This window comes from Serinicoccus chungangensis (assembly GCF_001483745.1).
Taxonomy (GTDB): Bacteria; Actinomycetota; Actinomycetes; order Actinomycetales; family Dermatophilaceae; genus Ornithinicoccus; species Ornithinicoccus chungangensis_A.
Genome location: NZ_LQBL01000011.1, coordinates 78,145 through 94,378, shown reverse-complemented (window position 1 = coordinate 94,378; position 16,234 = coordinate 78,145). Strand labels below are relative to the sequence as shown.

Annotated in this window: 15 protein-coding genes; all 15 read right to left on the bottom strand. The window is 72.7% G+C overall.

Annotated elements, in window-relative coordinates:
- Positions 1-2: 2 nt before the first annotated feature.
- The gene (nuoK, locus tag AVL62_RS04915; protein ID WP_058890552.1) at positions 3-302 is read right to left on the bottom strand and encodes an NADH-quinone oxidoreductase subunit NuoK; all 300 of its coding nucleotides are present in this window, start codon (positions 300-302) and stop codon (positions 3-5) included.
- On the bottom strand, positions 302-1,219 hold the full coding sequence (locus AVL62_RS04910; RefSeq protein ID WP_083518705.1) for an NADH-quinone oxidoreductase subunit J: 918 nt from the start codon (positions 1,217-1,219) through the stop codon (positions 302-304). The genes nuoK and AVL62_RS04910 overlap by 1 nt, the downstream gene beginning before the upstream one ends.
- Positions 1,216-1,932, bottom strand: a complete 717-nt coding sequence (gene nuoI, locus AVL62_RS04905; RefSeq protein ID WP_083518704.1) for an NADH-quinone oxidoreductase subunit NuoI — start codon at positions 1,930-1,932, stop codon at positions 1,216-1,218. Before nuoI ends, AVL62_RS04910 begins: the two co-directional genes overlap by 4 nt.
- Positions 1,925-3,355, bottom strand: a complete 1,431-nt coding sequence (gene nuoH, locus AVL62_RS04900; RefSeq protein WP_058890551.1) for an NADH-quinone oxidoreductase subunit NuoH — start codon at positions 3,353-3,355, stop codon at positions 1,925-1,927. The genes nuoI and nuoH overlap by 8 nt, the downstream gene beginning before the upstream one ends.
- Complete coding sequence (locus AVL62_RS04895; RefSeq protein ID WP_058890550.1) at positions 3,352-5,883, bottom strand: NADH-quinone oxidoreductase subunit G; 2,532 nt, start codon at positions 5,881-5,883, stop codon at positions 3,352-3,354. Before AVL62_RS04895 ends, nuoH begins: the two co-directional genes overlap by 4 nt.
- A complete protein-coding gene (gene nuoF, locus AVL62_RS04890) occupies positions 5,880-7,193 on the bottom strand; it encodes an NADH-quinone oxidoreductase subunit NuoF (protein ID WP_058890549.1) in 1,314 nt (437 codons plus the stop codon). Before nuoF ends, AVL62_RS04895 begins: the two co-directional genes overlap by 4 nt.
- The gene (gene nuoE, locus AVL62_RS04885) at positions 7,190-8,149 is read right to left on the bottom strand and encodes an NADH-quinone oxidoreductase subunit NuoE (protein ID WP_235585547.1); all 960 of its coding nucleotides are present in this window, start codon (positions 8,147-8,149) and stop codon (positions 7,190-7,192) included. Before nuoE ends, nuoF begins: the two co-directional genes overlap by 4 nt.
- Positions 8,146-9,564, bottom strand: a complete 1,419-nt coding sequence (locus tag AVL62_RS04880) for an NADH-quinone oxidoreductase subunit D (protein WP_153011673.1) — start codon at positions 9,562-9,564, stop codon at positions 8,146-8,148. The genes nuoE and AVL62_RS04880 overlap by 4 nt, the downstream gene beginning before the upstream one ends.
- Positions 9,564-10,394, bottom strand: a complete 831-nt coding sequence (locus tag AVL62_RS04875; protein WP_058890548.1) for an NADH-quinone oxidoreductase subunit C — start codon at positions 10,392-10,394, stop codon at positions 9,564-9,566. The genes AVL62_RS04880 and AVL62_RS04875 overlap by 1 nt, the downstream gene beginning before the upstream one ends.
- Positions 10,391-10,945, bottom strand: a complete 555-nt coding sequence (locus tag AVL62_RS04870; protein WP_058890547.1) for an NADH-quinone oxidoreductase subunit B — start codon at positions 10,943-10,945, stop codon at positions 10,391-10,393. Before AVL62_RS04870 ends, AVL62_RS04875 begins: the two co-directional genes overlap by 4 nt.
- A gap of 23 nt (positions 10,946-10,968) precedes the next feature.
- Entirely contained in the window at positions 10,969-11,334 is a 366-nt protein-coding gene (locus tag AVL62_RS04865; protein ID WP_010146291.1) for an NADH-quinone oxidoreductase subunit A, read from the bottom strand.
- 85 nt (positions 11,335-11,419) lie between these two features.
- On the bottom strand, positions 11,420-12,724 hold the full coding sequence (locus AVL62_RS04860; RefSeq protein ID WP_083518703.1) for a geranylgeranyl reductase family protein: 1,305 nt from the start codon (positions 12,722-12,724) through the stop codon (positions 11,420-11,422).
- Between the two features lie 135 nt (positions 12,725-12,859).
- Positions 12,860-13,570, bottom strand: coding sequence for an exonuclease domain-containing protein (locus tag AVL62_RS04855; RefSeq protein WP_058890545.1), 711 nt, complete (start codon positions 13,568-13,570; stop codon positions 12,860-12,862).
- Positions 13,570-15,417: a DUF294 nucleotidyltransferase-like domain-containing protein gene (locus AVL62_RS04850; protein ID WP_058890544.1), complete on the bottom strand. Its 1,848-nt coding sequence runs from the start codon at positions 15,415-15,417 to the stop codon at positions 13,570-13,572. The genes AVL62_RS04855 and AVL62_RS04850 overlap by 1 nt, the downstream gene beginning before the upstream one ends.
- Before the next feature lie 10 nt (positions 15,418-15,427).
- Positions 15,428-16,207: a demethylmenaquinone methyltransferase gene (locus AVL62_RS04845; RefSeq protein ID WP_058890661.1), complete on the bottom strand. Its 780-nt coding sequence runs from the start codon at positions 16,205-16,207 to the stop codon at positions 15,428-15,430.
- Positions 16,208-16,234: the final 27 nt, after the last annotated feature.

Here is a 16,234-nt window from a genome sequence, read left to right as displayed (position 1 = left end):
CCTTACAGCTTGAGCAGGTTGGCGTCGTCGACCGAGGCCGAGCGACGCGCACGGAAGATGGACATGATGATCGCCAGCCCGACGACCACCTCGGCCGCGGCGACCACCATGACGAACAGGGCGTAGACCTGCCCGTCGAGGGTGCCGTGGATGCGGGCGAAGGTGACCAGCGCCAGGTTGCAGGCGTTGAGCATGAGCTCGATGCCCATGAAGACGATGATGGTGTTGCGCCGCGTCAGGACGGTGATGGCGCCCAGCGAGAAGAGCACCACCGACAGGTAGATGTAGGCCTCGAGTCCCATCAGCGCTCCTCCCCGTCCGATCGTTCGCCGCGCCCGGCCTCGGGCCCGGGGGCCGTGTCGTCGGGCTGCGCCGGGCCCTCCTGCTTGGTCATCTCGTTGTCGGTGGCGGCGTTGGTCCCCGTCGGCAGGTCCTCGCGGGACTGCTCGGCCGGGGGCTGCCCGTCGGCGCGTCCGCTGCCCGCCGGGAGGCGGTAGCTCCCGGGGTTGGTGACCTGGCCGCGCGCGACCAGCACCCGCGGGACCGACTCCTCGACCGGGCTGCCGTCCGGCGCCAGGGCGGGGGTGTCCGCGGCGTTGTGCCGGGCGTACACCCCGGGGTTGGGCTTGCCGGCGAGCCACTCGCCGGTCCGCAGCCGCTCCTGGGAGAGCTGGCGCTGGGTCCGCTTCGGCGTGAGCCGCTCGCGGTGCGCCAGGACCATCGCGCCCATGACGGCGATGACGAGCAACGCCCCCAGCGTCTCGAAGGTGAGCACCTGCCGCTCGAAGATCTCCCGGGCCAGGGCGGTGACGGTGCCCTCGGCCTGCACGGTGCTCAGCCCGACCGCGGCCGGCCAGGTGACCCGGGTCAGCCCGTAGACGGCGGCGGCCACGAAGAGGGCGCCCAGGCCGAAGGCGAGCACCCGCTGCAGGGGTAGCGTCTCGACGGTGGAGTCGGAGGCGTCGACGCCGACGAGCATGACGACGAAGAGGAAGAGCATCATCACGGCGCCGGAGTAGACGAAGATCTGGATGATCCCCACGAACTCCGCCTGCTGGACGATGTAGATGACGCCGAGGCTGATCATGGTCATCGCCATCGCCATGGCGGCGTGGACCGCCTTGCGGGCGAAGAGCAGCCCGAGGGCGCCGGCGACGGCGACGACGGCGAGGACCCAGAAGAGACCGACCTCCATGCCGTCGATCCGGTCCGGGGTCATGAACGCGCCTCCACCTGCGCCGCGTCGGCGTCGGACGCGGCGTCGTCACGCCGCGCGTCCCGCTGCTCGACGTAGTCCTGCTGGCCGCGCGTCGCGCCGGTCACCCTGCCCCGGTAGTAGTCACGCTCCTCCATGCCCTCGGCCATGGGGAACGGCGGGGTCAGCATGTCCGGGCGCAGCGGGGCGAGCAGCTGGTGCTTCTCGTAGATGAGCGGTGCCCGCTCGGAGTCGGCCAGCTCGTACTCGTTGGTCATCGTCAGCGCCCGGGTGGGGCACGCCTCGATGCACAGACCGCAGAAGATGCAGCGCAGGTAGTTGATCTGGTAGACGCGGCCGTACCGCTCGCCGGGGCTGAACCGGGCGTCGTCGGTGTTGTCGGCGCCCTCGACGTAGATGGCGTCGGCCGGGCAGGCCCAGGCGCACAGCTCGCAGCCCACGCACTTCTCCAGGCCGTCCGGGTGCCGGTTGAGCTGGTGACGACCGTGGAAGCGGGGTGCCGTCGGGCGCTTGACCTCGGGGTACTCCTGCGTCGGCACCTTGCGGAACATGGTCCCGAAGGTGACGCCGAAACCGGCCACCGGGGCGAAGAGCTGGCCGAGCAGGCCCGGCTCCTTCTTGCCGCCCTCCGGGGCGGTCTCGCCGCGACGGGCGGGGGTGCTGTCGGCGTGGGTGCGGGCGGGCTCGTCGGTATGAGGCTCGGTCGGGTCAGCCACGGCGCTCCTCCTCGGTGGTGCTGTCGGTGCCAGGGTCGTCGCCGTCACGGTGGCCTGCGGCGACGGTCACCGGTCGGGCCTGCTCGACGGCCGGCCGCGGCTCGACGAGCCGTTGGCCGGGCATGGGTGGGACGGGGTACCCGTCGGCGAACGGGTCGATCTCCTCGGGGACCTCCTGCGCCTCCTCGCGTGCCGCGGCACGTCGCTGGGCGTAACGATCCCACAGGAGGATACCGATGAGGACGAACACGCCGATGCCGCCCAGGGTGAGCACCGTCACCCAGCGGCCCTCGCCGAAGTAGCCCTCCTGGGCGGACCGGATGAGCATGACGGCGACGACCCACACCAGCGAGAGCGGGATGAGGATCTTCCAGCCCAGCGCCATGAACTGGTCGTAGCGCACCCGGGGCAGCGAGCCGCGCACCCAGACGTAGAAGAAGATGAAGCCCCACATCTTGGCGGTGAACCACAGCAGGCCCCACCAGCCGGAGTCCAGCGCGCCGTCGAAGAGGACGTTGAGCGGCCACGGGGCGTGCCAGCCGCCGAGGAACAGGGTGGTGGCCAGCGCGGACACCGTGAACATGTTGATGTACTCGCCGAGGAAGAACATCCCGAACTTCATCGAGGAGTACTCGGTGTGGAAGCCGCCACCCAGCTCGCCCTCGCCCTCGGCGAGGTCGAAGGGCAGCCGGTTGGTCTCGCCGATCATCGTGATGACGTAGACGACGAAGCTGAAGAACAGCGGCACGATGTACCACAGCGGGATGCCCAGCACGGTGCTCTGCTGCTGCGCCTCCACGATCTGGCTGGTCGACATCGACCCGGCGTAGAGGAACACCGCGACCAGCGAGAGGCCCATGGCGATCTCGTAGGAGATGACCTGGGCGGTGGAGCGCAGGCCGCCGAGCAGCGGGTAGGTGGAGCCCGAGGACCAGCCGGCCAGCACGAAGCCGTAGGCGGACACGCCGGCCACCGCGAGGACGAGCAGCACCGCGACCGGGGTGTCGGTCAGCTGCAGCGGGGTGGTGTGCCCGAACATCTGCACGTCCCCGCCCAGCGGGATGATGGCGAAGGACACGAACGCCAACGACGCGACGATGAGCGGCGCGGCGTAGAACATCAGCTTGTCGGCGCCCTTGGGCGTGACGTCCTCCTTGAGGAACAGCTTGATGCCGTCGGCGGTGGTCTGCAGGATGCCGAGCGGGCCGAGCCGGTTGGGCCCGGGGCGCTGCTGCATCCGGCCGATGACGCGCCGCTCGAACCAGATGACGATGACGACCGAGATCATCACGTAGACGAACAGCAGGAAGGCCTTGACGAGCGAGAGCCACCACGGGGTGTCGCTGAAGTCGGCGGCCGGGAGGTCCTGCGCGACGAGCGGGACGCTCGTCATCACCTCGGGGTATGCCGTGAGCAGGCTCATGCCTCACCTCGCGCGGTCGGTCGGTCGGGTCCGGCGGAGCTGCCGGCGGACAGCGAGACCACGGCCCCGGCGTCCACCCCGAGGGTGGCCCGGACGGTGGAGCCCGGGGAGTTCGTCGGCAGCCAGACCACGCCGTCCTGCATGGGGGTGACCTCGACCGGCAGCTCCAGCGAGCCGGTGGTCGTGGCGACCCGGACCGTCCCGCCGGGGGCGACCCCGGCGCCGGCGGCCGTGGCCGCGGACAGCCGGGCCACCGCCGTGGGCGCGGTGCCGGCCAGGAAGGGCTCGCCGTCCTGGAGGCGACCGGCGTCCAGCAGGTGGTGCCAGGTGGCGAGGACGGCCTCGCCGTCGCCGGGGCTGGCCGGACCGGCCGCGGCGACCGTCGGGGCGCTCGGCCGGGTGCCCGCCCACCGGTCCAGCCCGGTGAGCTCGCGGCGCACCTCGGTGACCGTGCCGGTCCCGAGCCGGACGCCGAGGGCGTCGGCGAGCCGGTCCAGGATGACGTGGTCGGAGCTGGCACCGCTGTCGATGGCCTGCTCGAAGGGCCGCAGCCGGCCTTCCCAGGTGACGTAGGCACCGGCCTTCTCCTGCTGCGGCGCCACCGGGAGGATGACGTCGGCGTAGGCGTGCACCTCGCTCTCCCGGACCTCCAGGGACACCACGAAGGCGCGCTCGAGCGCACGGCGGGCCAGGGCCGGGTCGGGCAGGTCGTCGATCTCGACGCCGCCGACCACCAGCGCGGCGAGCTCGCCGTCCGCGGCGGCCTGCAGGATGCCGGTGGCGTCGCGTCCGACGGTGCCGGGCAGGGCGTCCACGCCCCACCGGTCGGCGACCTCGGCCACCGCGCCCGCGTCCCCGACCGGGCGACCGCCGGGCAGCAGTCCGGGCAGCGTGCCGACGTCGACGGCACCCCGCTCACCCGCACGTCGGGGCACCCAGGCCAGGGAGGCGCCGGTGGTGTGCGCCAGCGCCACGGCGGCCGACAGCGCCCCCGGGGTGGCGGCGAGGCGCTCCCCCACGAGGATGACCGAGCCGGCGGCCAGGGCGTCGGAGGCGGCGTGCACGGGGTTGACGTCGAGCGCCTCGACCGGGCCGTCGTCGGCCGTGCCGGGGCCCTCGCTGCGTCGCTGGGCCAGCGCGTGCAGGACCTCCGCCTCGGTGCCCGGCGCGGAGGACAGCAGCATGCCGTCCAGCTTCTCCAGGCCGCGGGTCGCGAACGGCGCCACCGCGAAGATCTGGGTCGCGTGCTTGCGCAGCCCCTTGCGCAGCCGCAGGAAGACGATGGGGCTCTCCTCCTCCGGCTCCAGCCCGACGAGCAGGACCGAGGGAGCGGCCTCGAGGTCGGCGTAGCTGACCTCGCGCTGCCCGGCGACGGCGGCGGCCAGGAAGTCCGCCTCCTCCGTGCTGTGCGGGCGGGAGCGGTGGTCGACGTCGTTGGTGCCGAGCGCGACCCGCGCCAGCTTGGCGTAGGCGTAGGCGTCCTCGACGCTGACCCGGCCCCCGGGCAGCACCCCGACGCCGCCGGCGGACCGCGCGCGGGACAGCCCGGCGGCCGCGGCGGCATAGGCGTCCCGCCAGGAGCTGACGGCGTACTCGCCGTCGCTGCCGCGCACGACCGGGTCGTGCAGACGGTCCGGCAGGGTGGCGTAGGCGAAGGCCCACCGGCCCTTGTCGCAGTTCCACTCCTCGTTGACCTCGGGGTCGTCGAGGGCCATCCGGCGCAGGACCTGACCGCGGCGGTGGTCGGTGCGCAGGGAGCAGCCGGAGGCGCAGTGCTCGCAGACGCTCGGGGTGGAGACCAGGTCGAAGGGGCGGGAGCGGAAGCGGTAGGCCGCGCCGGTCAGCGCCCCCACCGGGCAGATCTGCACGGTGTTGCCGGAGAAGTAGCTCTCGAAGGGCTGCTCCTCGTAGATGCCGACCTGCTGCAGGGCCCCGCGCTCGATGAGCGCGATGAACGGGTCACCGGCGATCTGCTCGGAGAACCGGGTGCACCGCGCGCACAGGACGCACCGCTCCCGGTCCAGCAGCACCTGGCTGGAGATGCTCACCGGCTTGGGGAAGGTCCGCTTGACGTCCTCGAAGCGCGACGTGGGACGACCGTCGGACATCGCCTGGTTCTGCAGCGGGCACTCCCCACCCTTGTCGCAGACCGGACAGTCCAACGGGTGGTTGATGAGCAGGAGCTCCATGACGCCGGTCTGCGCCTTGTCGGCCACCGGGCTGGTGTGCTGGGTGTTGACGACCATGCCCGGGGTGGCCACGATCGTGCAGGACGCCTGCGGCTTGGGCATCGGCTTGACGTTGCCCTCCCGGTCGGGGGTGGCGACGTCGACGAGGCACTGGCGGCAGGCCCCCACCGGGTCCAGGAGCGGGTGGTCGCAGAAGCGCGGGATGTGGATGCCGACCTGCTCCGCCGCCCGGATCACCAGGGTGCCCTCCGGCACGGAGACGGGGACGTCGTCGATGGTCAGCTCGACCATCTTCACGTCCGGCGCGGTCTGCTCGGCCGCCTTGTCGGTGATGCTCATGCGGGCTGGCTCTCCTTCGAGAAGAGGGTGTTGCGCTCCGGCGGGAAGAGCTCGTGCCACGGGGTGTGCATCCCCGCCTCGAACTCCTCCCGGAAGTACTCGATGCCGGAGGTGATCGGGCTGGTGGCTCCGTCACCCAGCGCGCAGAACGCGCGGCCCAGGATGTTGTCGCAGATGTCGTCGAGCTTCTCGACGTCGCCCTCCAGGCCCTGGCCCTTCTCGAGCCGGGTCATGATCTGCTTGAGCCAGAAGGTGCCCTCGCGGCAGGGCGTGCACTTGCCGCAGGACTCGTGGGCGTAGAAGTCGGTCCACCGGGAGACGGCGCGCACGACGGAGACCGTCTCGTCGAAGATCTGCAGCGCCCGGGTGCCCAGCATCGAGCCCTCGGCCGCCACCGACTCGAAGTCGAGCGGCACGTCGAGGTGGGCGTCGGTGAAGATCGGGGTCGACGAGCCGCCGGGGGTCCAGAACTTCAGCTTCTTGCCGCCGCGCATGCCGCCGGCCATCTCCAGCAGCTCGCGCAGGGTGATCCCGAGCGGCGCCTCGTACTGCCCGGGACGCTCCACGTGTCCCGAGAGGCTGAAGAGGCCGTAGCCCTGGGACTTCTCCGTCCCCATCCCGGCGAACCAGTCGGCGCCGTGCAGGACGATCGAGGGCACCGAGGCGATGGACTCCACGTTGTTGACCACGGTCGGGCGGGCGTAGAGGCCGGCGACCGCGGGGAACGGGGGCTTGAGGCGAGGCTGCCCGCGGCGGCCCTCGAGCGAGTCGAGCAGCGCGGTCTCCTCGCCGCAGATGTAGGCCCCCGCCCCGGCGTGGACGGTGATGTCCAGGTCGAAGCCGGAGCCGAGGATGTCCTTGCCGAGGTAGCCCGCGGCATACGCCTCCTCCACCGCCCGCATGAGGCGGCGGTAGACGTGGACGATCTCGCCACGGACGTAGATGAACGCGTGGTGGCAGTCGATCGCGAACGCGGTGATGATCATGCCCTCGATGAGGAACTGCGGGGCCGCCATCATGAGCGGGGTGTCCTTGCACGTGCCCGGCTCGGACTCGTCGGCGTTGACGACGAGGTAGCGGGGGCCGCCGTCCGGCGGGGGCAGGAAGCCCCACTTCATGCCGGTGGGGAAGCCGGCGCCGCCACGTCCGCGCAGGCCGGACTCCTTGGCGGCGGCGACGAGGTCGGCCGCGTCCCCGACGAGGGCCGTGCGCAGGGCGCGGTAGCCGTCGTGCTGCTCGTAGGTCTCCAGGGTCCAGGACCGCTCGGCGTCCCAGAACTCGGACAGGATCGGGGTCAGCTGAGCGCTCACCGCTCGTCTCCCTTCGTCTCGTCGACGTCCTTGACACCCTCGGAGGTGGGCACCTCGTCGGGTTCGTTGGCATCGGCGTTGACCGAGCCGTACTGGCCCTGCGCCCTGCCCCCGGCCTGCCCCTGCGGGGTGGCCTCGGTGTCGGTCCCGGAGTCGGGCCGCGGTGCGGTCCACCCCTTCTCCTTGGCGAGCAGGGTGCCCCGCAGCGAGGCCGGGCCCGCGCCGGGCCCCTCGTCGGCCAGGCCGTCGGGGAAGCCGGCCAGCACCCGGCTGACCTGCTTGAAGGTGCAGACGCGGGACGGGCCTCGGGTCGGGGTGACCGGCTCGCCGGCGCGCAGCCGGTCGGTGAGCTCCTTGGTGCTCTCCGGGGTCTGGTCGTCGAAGAACTCCCAGTTGACCATGACCACGGGGGCGTAGTCGCAGGCCGCGTTGCACTCCACCCGCTCCAGGGTGATCCGGCCGTCCTCCGTGGTCTCGTCGTGGCCGATCCCCAGGTGCTCGCTCACCTCGTCGAAGATCTGGTCGCCGCCCATGACCGCGCAGAGGGTGTTGGTGCAGACCCCGACGGTGTACTCCCCGTTGGGGTGCCGCTTGTACTGCGTGTAGAACGTCGCGACCCCGCTCACCTCGGCGGTCGTGAGGTCGAGCAGGTCGGCGCACAGCCGCACCCCGCGCCCGGTGACGTAGCCGTCCACCGACTGCACGAGGTGCAGCAGCGGCAGCAGGGCCGAGCGCTTCTGCGGGTAGCGGGCGATGACCTGCTCCCCGTCCGCGACGAGCCGGGCCAGGACGTCCTCGGGGTAGGGCTCCTCCGAGGCGTGCAGCGGGGTGTGGTGGTGCAGGGGGCCGTCGTCGGAGTGCCCGGGCACGCTGTGGTGCACGCGCCGCTCGGACGCCTCGTCCAGCTGGCTGCGCATGTCCTCGCGCTCGTGCGTCCCGCTCTGCTCGGGGCTCATCGGTCCACGCCTCCCATCACGGGGTCGATCGAGGCCACCGCGACGATCACGTCGGCGACGAGGCCGCCCTCGGAGAGCGCGGAGGCCGCCTGCAGGTTGGTGAAGCTGGGGTCCCGGAAGTGCACGCGGTAGGGGCGGGTCCCGCCGTCGGAGACGGCGTGCACCCCGAGCTCGCCCTTGGGCGACTCGACCGCGGCGTAGGCCTGCCCGGGTGGCACCCGGAAGCCCTCGGTCACCAGCTTGAAGTGGTGGATGAGGGCCTCCATGGACTCGCCCATGATCTCCCGGATGTGGTCCAGGCTGTTGCCCTGGCCGTCCGCGCCCACCGACAGCTGGGCCGGCCAGGCGATCTTCTTGTCGGCGACCATGACCGGCTCGCCCTCGCTGGCCCGCAGCCGCGCGATGGCCTGCTCGGCGATGCGCAGCGACTGCCACATCTCGTCCAGCCGGATGCACAGGCGGCTGTAGGCGTCCATGTCGCGTCGGGTGACGACGTCGAAGTCGTAGGTCTCGTAACCGCAGTACGGCTCGTCCTTGCGCAGGTCGTGCGGCAGGCCGGTCGAGCGCAGGATGGGCCCGGTGATGCCCAGCGCCATGCAGCTGGCCAGCGACAGGTAGCCGACGTCGACGAGGCGCCCCTTGAGCACGGGGCTCTCCAGCAGCAGCTTCTCTAGCTCGCCGATCCCCCGGCGCAGCAGCGGGATCTCCTCCTCGAACTGGTCGAGGTGCTCGGGCAGGACGTCCTGCGCCACGCCGCCGGGGCGCACGTAGGCGTGGTTCATCCGCAGGCCGGAGACCGCCTCGAAGAAGCGCAGCAGCCGCTCCCGCTCACGGAAGCCGATGGTCATGACGGTGGTGGCGCCCAGCTCCATCCCGCCGGTGGCGACCGCGATGAGGTGGGAGCCGATCCGGTTGAGCTCCATCATGAGCACCCGGATGTCGTTGGCCCGCTGCGGGATCTGGTCGGTGATGCCCAGCAGCTTCTCCACGGACAGGCAGTACGCCGCCTCGTTGAAGATGGGGGTGAGGTAGTCCATCCGGGTGCAGAACGTGGTGCCCTGGGTCCAGGTACGGACCTCCATGTTCTTCTCGATGCCGGTGTGGAGGTAGCCGATGCCGGCCCGCGCCTCCTGCACGGTCTCGCCGTCCAGCTCGAGGATGAGCCGGAGCACGCCGTGGGTGGACGGGTGCTGCGGACCCATGTTGACGACGATCCGCTCGGCACCCAGCGCCGCCACGTCCCGGGCGATGTCGTCCCAGTCCCCACCGGCGGCGGTGAAGACGGCGTCGCCGTCGGGGTCGCTGGTCGGGCCGCCCTCGGCATACAGGTCGGTCGGGGTGGAGTCGAGGTATGCCGCGCCCTCGTCGGCCGGGCTGCCGGCCACCTGCTCGTCGGTGCTGTTCGTCGTCGCCATCAGGTGTAGCTCCTGCGCTGGTCGGGGGCCGGGATGGTGGCACCCTTGTACTCGACGGGGATGCCGCCCAGCGGGTAGTCCTTGCGCTGCGGGTGGCCGGGCCAGTCGTCCGGCATGAGGATCCTGGTCAGGCCGGGGTGGCCCTCGAAGACGATCCCGAACATGTCGTAGGTCTCGCGCTCGTGCCAGTCGTTGGTCGGGTAGGTGGCGACGATGGAGGGGATGCGCGGGTCCTCGTCGGGGCAGGTGACCTCCAGGCGGACCCGGCGCACGCCGTGGGTGATGGACTGGAAGTGGTAGACGGCGTGCAGCTCGGCCCCGGTCTGCTGCGGCCAGTGCACGCCCGAGACGCCGGTGCACACCTCGAAGCGCAGCCGCGGGTCGTCGCGCAGCGGACGGACCAGCGCCTGCAGGTGGTCCCGGTGCACGTGCAGGGTCAGCTCCCCGCGGTCCACCACGACCCGCTCCACCCCTCCGGCGAAGGCCTCGGGCGCCGCGGCCTCCAGCGCGTCGACGACCTCGTCGAAGTAGGAGCCGTAGGGGCGCTCCGCCTCACCGGGCAGCAGGACGGGCACCTGCAGCCCGCCGTAGCCCGAGGTGTCGTTGCCCAGGGACCCGCCGAACATGCCCTTCTTGCGGGCGACCTGGACCGGCTCGCGGCTCTCGGCGCGGCGCTCGGCGGGGACCGAGCCCCCGCCGCTCTCCTGCGCGTGGGTGGGGCTGACCTTCTGGTCCTCGGTGCGCTCCGGCGCGTTGACCGGGTCCTGCGTGGTCTCGTGGACCACCGGCTGCTTGTCCGGGGTCTCCGGACCGCTGCTGCGCCCGCTCACGCCAGCAGCCCCTTCATCTCGCTCGTCGGCATCGCCTTCATGGCGGCCGACTCCGCCGCGCGGGCGGCCTCCTCGCGGTTGACGGAGAACTTGAACTCCCGGATCTGCTTGTGCAGCTCGAGGACCGCGTTGAGCAGCATCTCGGGCCGCGGCGGGCAGCCGGGCAGGTAGACGTCGACGGGGACGATGTGGTCGACCCCCTGGACGATCGCGTAGTTGTTGAACATGCCGCCGGAGCTGGCGCAGACACCCATCGAGATGACCCACTTGGGGTTGGGCATCTGGTCGTAGACCTGCCGCACGACGGGGGCCATCTTCTGGGACACCCGGCCGGCGACGATCATGAGGTCGGCCTGCCGCGGGGTGGCGGCGAAGCGCTCCATGCCGAAGCGGGCGATGTCGTAGTCGGGCGTGCCCACGGCCATCATCTCGATGGCGCAGCAGGCGAGCCCGAAGGTGGCGGGCCACACGGAGTACTGGCGGAGGTGACCGGCCAGCCCCTCGACCGTGGTCAGCATGATCCCGCCGGGGATCTTGTCCTCGAGTCCCATCGTTCAGCTCACTTCCCTCGTGCTCAGTCCCATTCGAGGCCGCCCCTGCTCCACTCGTAGACGAAGGGCACCGACACCACCACCAGGAAGAGCAGCATCGCCAGGACGGAGAAGAGCCCCACCTGGTCGAACGCCACCGCGAAGGGGTAGAGGAAGAGCACCTCGACGTCGAAGACGATGAAGAGCATCGCGGTCAGGTAGTACTTCACCGGCACACGACCACCCTCGTGGGCCTGCGGCGTCGGCTGGATCCCGCACTCGTAGGCCTCGGCCTTGGCGCGGTTGTAGGTCGTCCGCCCCAGCAGGGCACCCCCGAAGACCGACCCGAAGGCGAACAGGAGGCCGAACAGCAGGAAGAAGACGACCGGCAGGTACGGGTGGTAGTCCATCAGAGCCAGCACTCCTTTCGAGAGATGCCCGGCGTCGGGCTCGCCAGGGTCGCGCGCGTTCCAATCCTAGGGGTGGACGTGGCCGTCATGCCGCAGGGGTCATCCGGCTCAGCGCGTTGATCACCCGGTCGTCCATCCCACCGCCGCGCTCCTGCGGCAGGTTGGCCATGATCTTGAGGAGCAGGCGCATGAGGGAGCGCCGCGGCAGACCGTACCGCACCGCCAGGCGCATGACCTCCGGCTTGCCGATGAGCGTGGCGAAGTGGCGGCCCAGGGTGTAGTAGCCACCCAGCGAGGCCTTCATCGCCGCGGTGTAGGAGTGCAGCACCGCCTCGGTCTCGGCCGGGGTGGGCCGGACCAGGGCCGAGGCGATGACCTCGGCGGCGTGCCGGCCGGACTCCATGGCCTCGGCGATGCCCTCGCCGTTGAACGGGTTGACCATGCCGCCGGCGTCGCCGACGAGCAGCAGGCCCCGGTCGTAGAGCGGCTGGCGGTTGAAGCACATCGGCAGGGCCGCTCCCCGGATCGGCCCCTGCTGCGTCTCCTCCGAGAAGGTCCAGTCCTCCGGCATCGTCGCGATCCACCGGCGCATGACGTCGCGGTAGTCGAAGGTCCCGAACTCCTCGGCGGTGTCCAGGATGCCCAGCCCGACGTTGGCCGTGCCGTCGCCGACGGGGAAGATCCAGCCGTAGCCGGGCATGAGGACATCCCCACGGCCCTTCTCGGCATCGTCCCCGCGCGCCCAGAGCTCCAGCCAGGACTCGAGGTAGGGGTCGGCGTGCCGCGGGGTCTCGAAGTAGGCCCGCACCGCGACCCCCATGGGTCGGTCGTCGCGCTTGGGCCGGTCCATGGCCAGCGAGAGCCGGCTGGAGTTGCCGTCGGCGGCCACGACCACGCGGGAGCGGAACTCGCGGCGCTCGCCGGTGGGGCGCCCGTCGGGGCCCATGACCTTCGCGCGCACGCCGCAGATGTGGCCGCGCCCGTCCAGCACCGGCTCCTGCACGTTGATGCCCTCGAGCAGGCGGGCGCCGCGGGTCACGGCGTGCCGGGCGAGGATCTCGTCGAGGTCGTGCCTCGTGCGGACCAGCCCGAAACCGGGGAAGGTCTCGTTGGCCGGCCAGTCCAGCTCCAGCCGCATGCCCCCGCCGAGGATGCGCAGGCCGCGCGTGCGGTGCCATCCGTCGGCCTCGTCGATGGGCACCCCCAGGCTGATGAGCTCACGCACGGCGCGGGGGGTCAGCCCGTCGCCGCAGATCTTGTCGCGGGGGAAGGAGGACTTCTCCAGGAGGAGGACGTCGAGCCCGTGGGCGGACAGGTATGCCGCAGCGCTGGCCCCTCCCGGCCCGGCTCCCACGACGATGACGTCGGCGGTCTCGACCTGCTCACTCACGCTGTACGCCTCGCTTGTGACAACCTTCACGAACGCTGCCGAGTCTAGGCCCGCACCCCACGCGGATCGGCCCAGGGGGGCCTGAGAGCGAATACGTCACATGACCCGCCTCAAATCCTTCAGGAGCGGCCGGCGTCACCGCGCCAGGACGTCGGCCAGGCGCAGGGGGCGCCCGTGCTGCTCGGCCAGCTCCGCGGACAGGGCCAGGAAGAGCTCGGCGCAGGCGAGCGCGTCGGTGAGCGCCGAGTGCGCGCGGTAGCGGGGCAGCCGGTAGTGCCTCCGGCAGGCGTCCAGCCGCAGCCGCCCGGAGGCCAGCTCCGGCGTGGGGACCCGGCGCAGGCGCTGCGCCAGCGTCAGGGTGTCGACCACCTGGAGCGGGACGTCGGTGCCGTAGAGGCGCCGGCAGGAGGCGGAGAGGAAGGCGGTCTCGATCTGGGCGAAGTGCGCGAGCAGCACCCGGCGCACGGGCGGCGCGCCCTCGCCCCCCTCGGCCCGCAGCGCGCCCAGCACCCCCGGCAGCACCTGGGCCAGGTCGGGGCGGTGGGCCAGGCGGTCGTCGGTCAGGCCGTGGTGGACCGCGGACTCCCCCACGGGTCCCTGGGGCCGGACCAGCTCGTGCCGGGCCTGCGCCAGGACGATCCGACCCTCCACCACGGGGACGTGGCCGACGGAGAGGACCTCGTGGCGGCGCGGGTCGAGCCCTGTCGTCTCCAGGTCCAGCGCCAGCAGCTGGACGTCCGCCAGGGGGATCCTGGGGTCCACGTCGGCCGCGTCCGCCAGGTCGGCCAGTGCGGTGCCGGGGGTGGGCCGGGGACGGCGACCGGCGAGCAGCCCGCGCACGCCCATCACCCCACCTGCGGCGAGCGGGAGGACAGACCGTGCTGCGCCGCCCGGACGATGGCGAAGGCGTCGCGCAGGTGCCGGCGGTCCAGGCTGCCCAGCCGGCGCGGGTCGAGGTGGTTGTCCGGCGCCTCGCCCGCGGCCACCTGCGCCGCCTGGTGGCGCAGCCGGAGGTAGGACAGCAGCTCCAGGGCGTCCGTGAGGTCCGTGGCCGACTCCGCCGCGACGATGCCGGCGTCGCGGGCCGCCGCCAGCCGCGCGCCGGTGCCCAGCGCCGTGGACCGTGCGCGCAGCGCGTGGACCCGGGCGATCTGGACGATCGCGGCGATGCCCCGCTTGAGGTCGAGGGTGTCCCGGTGCTCGCCGGCGTCCTCCAGCACGAAGCCGCGGAAGAAGCCGATGGGCGGGCGCATCCGCCCGGCCTGCGCGGCGAGGTGGGCCAGCAGCAGGTCCGACCGGCCACCCAGCGGCACGACCTCGGCGCGCAGCCCCCCGACGAGGTCGGCGTCGCCGTGCACCGCCCGCATGTCGTAGAAGACGGCCGCCTGCAGCACCGCCTCGGGGGCGGGCTCGTCGCTCCACCGGGCGAACTGCGCCCGCCACCCTCCCACCCGCATGCGCCACCGCGGGTTGGTCGCCATGACCTCGCCGTCGCACCGCGGCAGCCCGCAGGCCTCCAGCCCCGCGGTCACCCGCTCCGCCAGCGCGGCCCACCAGGGGTCGGAGGGGTCGGCGTCGTCGGCGAGCACCAGCGCGTGGTCCTGGTCACCCCCCAGGCCCTGCTCCTCACGGGCGGCCGACCCCAGGGCCGCCCAGGCGTAGCGCCCCGGGGCGGGGCCGAGCGCGGACTCGGCCAGGACGACGAGCCGCCGGGTCAGCGCGTCGGTGAGGGCCGCCACGACGCGGCCCACGTCCGCGGCGCTGGCGTCCTCCCGGACCAGCTGGCCCACGACGGCGGGGATCCGGGCCGCCTGCTCGACCACGCCGGCGACGTCCGCCTGCCGCTGGACGTCGGCGACGACGTAGACCGGGTTGGAGCGTTCCAGCCGCACGAGGTCGGTGGTGGTGACGAGCCCGAGCACCCGCCCGTCCTCCACGACGGGGAGGTGGTGGATATTGCGTCCGGTCATCTCGAGCATGGCCTCCAGCGCCAGCGCCCGGGCCGGCAGCGTGACCGGGTCGGGGGTCATGACCTCCTCGACCGGTCGGTCCGGCGCCACCCCCGCGGCGAGCACCCGGCGGCGCAGGTCGCGGTCGGTGACGATCCCGAGGAGCGCGGCGCCGTCCATGACGAGCAGCGAGGAGACCCCGGCCTCGGTCATGGCGCGGGCCCCCTCGGCGACCGTCGCCGACGGGGCGACGGAGACGGGATCGACGCGCAGCAGGTCGCGCACCGAGGTCTTGAGCACCGCCGAGCCACGGGCCGGCGCCTGCAGCTGGGCGATCGCCGCGGTGATGCGCCCGTGGTGCGTGGCGGCGAAGTGGACCGCCACGGCCGGGTGCTCGGCCACCAGCGCGTCGAAGTCCGGCTGCGGCAGCTCCAGCAGCAGCGTGTCCTCCCGGGCGGTCGCGGCATACCGGGCCGGGACGTGCTCGACGAGCGCGGACATGCCGAACCCGCCGCCCGCCCCCACCCGGTCGACGAGGTGGCCGTCGTCGGTGATGTCCACGGCGCCGGAGCGGACGAGGTAGAGCCGGTCGCCGCGGTCGCCGGGCCGCAGCACCACGGTGCCGCGGCGGGCGTAGCTCACGGTGCACCGCGCGGGGAGGCGGTCGAGGACGTCGGCCGGGAGCGCGTCGAAGGGCGGGTGCTGCGCGAGGAAGTCCCGGATCTCGGCGAGCTCGACGTCCACGGCGCTGCTCCTACACCGTGTCGCCCGGTATGCCGTCGCTCCCCGCCGCCGTCGCGGCGCCCGTCGTCCCGGCCCCCGGACCGGGGGCGTCGAGGGGCGCGACGGCGTGGTGCAGGGCCACCACCCCGCCGGTGAGGTTGCGCCACCGCACCTGCTGCCAGCCGGCCGCCCGCACCTGCTCGGCCAGCTCCCGCTGGGGCGGCCAGGCGCGGATGGACTCGGCGAGGTAGACGTAGGACTCGGGGTTGGAGCTCACCCGGCGGGCGACCTGCGGCAGGGCCCGCATGAGGTAGTTGCGGTAGACGGTCGAGAAGACCGGCACGACCGGCCGGCTGAACTCGCAGACCACCAGCCGCCCGCCCGGGCGGACCACGCGGCGGAACTCGCGCAGGGCGGCGCCGGTGTCGGCGACGTTGCGCAGGCCGAAGCTCACCGTCACCACGTCGAAGGCGTCGTCGGCGAAGGGCAGCCGCATCGCGTCCGCGGCGGTGAAGGGCAGGTCGGGCCGGCGCCGGTAGCCCTCGGCGAGCATGCCGTGGGAGAAGTCGGCGGGGACCACCTGGATCCCGCGGTCGGCGTACGGCTCGCTGGACGTCCCCGTCCCCGCCGCGATGTCGAGCACCCGCTCCCCCGGCGCGGCGTCGACCGCGCGGGTCACCGCGCGCCGCCAGAGGTGGTCGATGCCCCCGGTGAGGACGGTGTTGGTGAGGTCGTAGCGCCGAGCCACCGCGTCGAACATCCGGGCCACCTCGTGCGGCTGCTTGTCCAGGTCGGCTCGCGTCGGGCTCATGACGGGCATTCTCCCACCACCTCCTAC